Consider the following 2,280-nt stretch of genomic DNA (forward strand, 5'->3'; position numbering starts at 1 on the left):
AGGGTGCGGGCGACGAAGGAGGCTTCCGCGCCGAGTGCCAGGGAGACGGGGTTGAAGGGGGCGTCCAGGGAGCCCATCGGCGTCGATTTGGTGATCTTGCCGACTTCGGAGGTGGGCGAGTACTGGCCCTTGGTCAGCCCGTAGATCCGGTTGTTGAACAGCAGGATCTTCAGGTTCACATTGCGGCGCAGGGCGTGGATGAGGTGGTTGCCGCCGATGGACAGTGCGTCACCGTCACCGGTGACCACCCACACGGACAGGTCCTGGCGGGAGGCGGCCAGGCCGGTCGCGATGGCGGGGGCGCGGCCGTGGATGGAGTGCATGCCGTAGGTGTTCATGTAGTACGGGAAGCGCGAGGAGCAGCCGATGCCCGAGATGAAGACGATGTTCTCCCTGGCCAGGCCCAGTTGCGGCATGAACCCCTGCACGGCCGCGAGGATGGCGTAGTCGCCGCAGCCCGGGCACCAGCGCACTTCCTGGTCGGACTTGAAGTCCTTCATGGACTGCTTCGCCTCTGCCTTGGGCACCAGGTGCAGCGCCTCAGTCATCGATGGCCTCCTTCAGAGCCGTGGCGAGCTGTTCGGCCTTGAACGGCATCCCGTTGACCTGGTTGTACGAGCGGGCGTCGACGAGGTACTTCGCCCGCAGCAGCATGGCGAGCTGGCCGAGGTTCATCTCGGGGACGACGACGCGCTCGTAGTGCTCCAGCACGTCGCCGAGGTTGGGCGGGAAGGGGTTGAGGTGGCGCAGATGGGCCTGCGCGATCTGCCCGCCGTCCTTGCGGATGCGGCGCACGGCCGCGGTGATGGGCCCGTAGGTCGATCCCCAGCCCAGCACCAGGGTGCGTGCCGTGCCGCCGGGGTCATCGACCTCCATCTCGGGCACGTCGATGCCGTCGATCTTGGCCTGCCGGGTGCGGACCATCAGGTCGTGGTTGGCGGGGTCGTAGGAGATGTTGCCGGTGCCGTCCTGCTTCTCGATCCCGCCGATACGGTGCTCAAGACCCGGCGTGCCCGGGATGGCCCACGGCCGGGCCAGGGTCTGCGGGTCGCGCTTGTAGGGCCAGAACACCTCAGTGCCGTCGTCCAGGGTGTGGTTGGGTCCCCGGGCGAACTGCACCCTGAGGTCGGGCAGCTCCTCCAGCTCGGGGACGCGCCACGGTTCGCTGCCGTTGGCCAGGTAGCCGTCGGAGAGCAGGAACACCGGGGTGCGGTAGGCCAGCGCGATCCGGGCCGCCTCCAGGGCGGCGTCGAAGCAGTCCGTGGGGGTGCGCGGGGCGATCACCGGGACCGGGGCCTCGCCGTTGCGGCCGAACATCGCCTGCAGCAGGTCCGCCTGCTCGGTCTTGGTGGGCAGGCCCGTCGAGGGACCACCGCGCTGGATGTCCACCACCAGCAGCGGCAGCTCCAGCGACACCGCCAGCCCGATCGTCTCCGACTTCAGCGCCACCCCCGGCCCCGACGTGGTCGTCACCGCCAGCGAACCGCCGAAGGCCGCGCCCAGCGCCGCCCCGATCCCCGCGATCTCGTCCTCCGCCTGGAACGTGCGCACCCCGAAGTTCTTGTGCCGGGACAGCTCATGCAGGATGTCCGAGGCCGGAGTGATCGGATACGAGCCCAGAAACAGCGGCAGGTCAGCCTGCCGGGACGCCGCGACCAGACCATAGGACAGGGCCAGGTTCCCGGAGATGTTGCGGTAGATACCGGGCGGGAAGGCCTGCTGGGCGGGGGCGACCTCATACGAGACCGCGAAATCCTCCGTGGTCTCCCCGAAGTTCCAGCCCGCCCGGAACGCCGCGATGTTCGCCGCCGCGATATCCGGCTTCTTCGCGAACTTCGCCGACAGGAACTTCTCCGTGCCCTCCGTCGGCCGGTGATACATCCACGACAAAAGACCCAGCGCGAACATGTTCTTGCTGCGCTCGGCCTCCTTACGGGAGAGCGCGAACTCCTTGAGCGCCTCCACCGTCAGCGTCGTCAGCGGCACGGGATGCAGGTGATAGCCGTCCAGCGACCCGTCCTCCAGCGGATTGCTGGCATAGCCGACCTTCTGCATCGCCCGCTTGGTGAACTCGTCGGTGTTCACGATGATCTCCGCGCCCCGCGGAAGATCCCCGACATTCGCCTTCAGCGCCGCCGGGTTCATCGCCACCAGCACATTCGGCGCGTCCCCGGGCGTGAGAATGTCATGGTCGGCGAAATGCAGCTGGAACGACGAAACACCGGGCAGAGTCCCGGCGGGCGCCCGGATCTCAGCCGGGAAATTCGGCAACGTCGACAG

General features: G+C 68.0%; 2 protein-coding genes. Both read right to left on the reverse strand.

All coding sequences use genetic code 11. The features are described 5' to 3' along the window. Positions 1–548 (reverse strand): 2-oxoacid:ferredoxin oxidoreductase subunit beta (locus tag ACFVQG_RS38635; RefSeq protein WP_383393404.1); only part of this gene is annotated, 548 nt, incomplete at its 3' end. Continuing rightward, positions 541–2,280 (reverse strand): 2-oxoacid:acceptor oxidoreductase subunit alpha (locus ACFVQG_RS38640; RefSeq protein WP_383393407.1); only part of this gene is annotated, 1,740 nt, incomplete at its 5' end. The genes ACFVQG_RS38640 and ACFVQG_RS38635, both read right to left, overlap by 8 nt.

It is taken from the genome of Streptomyces sp. NPDC057877 (assembly GCF_042796855.1).
Lineage (GTDB): Bacteria > Actinomycetota > Actinomycetes > Streptomycetales > Streptomycetaceae > Streptomyces.